Annotated in this window: 2 protein-coding genes; both read right to left on the bottom strand. The window is 56.2% G+C overall.

The annotated features are described in order from the left end of the window. Window positions 1-222 (bottom strand): transposase (locus FK268_RS23280; protein ID WP_146437820.1); only part of this gene is annotated, 222 nt, incomplete at its 3' end. 37 nt (window positions 223-259) lie between these two features. Further along, window positions 260-577 (bottom strand): DDE-type integrase/transposase/recombinase, encoded by a 318-nt coding sequence (locus FK268_RS25530; protein ID WP_368732154.1) that lies wholly within the window; start codon window positions 575-577, stop codon window positions 260-262. Window positions 578-625: the final 48 nt, after the last annotated feature.

Genomic DNA, 625 nt, shown 5'->3' with positions numbered 1-625 from the left:
CTCTCGGAGTTCACGTCGCAACCGCCGTATCTCAGCCGATTCCACGACCTCCCCCGAACCAGACACCTCAGGATGGGACTCCCGGTACTTCTTCACCCACAATCCCCCCGTCTGGGACACCAGCCCATAGGACTGCGCAACCGCACTGATCGTCCGATCCTTGTTGATCACCTCAAGAACAACCTGCTCCTTGAAATCATCACCATACTTGCCAGTACTCATGAATCAACCCTACCGTTCCTCCCGAAACACCAGACTTTCATCCGAGGTCCGAGAACAACCACTCACTCCACCGCTCGTTCTTCAAAGTCGCATTGAAAGACTCCGCCCACGCATTATCCCAGCACACCCCGGTCTTCCCGCACGAGGCGCGTATCCCATAATCACTCAACGTGTGAGCGAACGCCTCCGACGTGTATTGGCTTCCCCTGTCCGAATGAAAGATTGTCACACCCCGAGTATGGGGACAATTCTTCACCGCCATGGTCAGTGCATCCTGGATGAGACTGGTGCGCATGTGGTCCGCAATCGCATACCCCACCACTTTCTTCGTGCAGCAGTCCAACACGGTCGCCAGATAGCAGAATCCCGCTCACGTCGGAATGTAGGTGATGTCCCCGACCCA

This window comes from Tsukamurella sputi, assembly GCF_007858445.1.
In the GTDB taxonomy this organism is placed as follows: domain Bacteria; phylum Actinomycetota; class Actinomycetes; order Mycobacteriales; family Mycobacteriaceae; genus Tsukamurella; species Tsukamurella sputi.
This window is presented reverse-complemented; position numbering and strand designations above follow the sequence as displayed.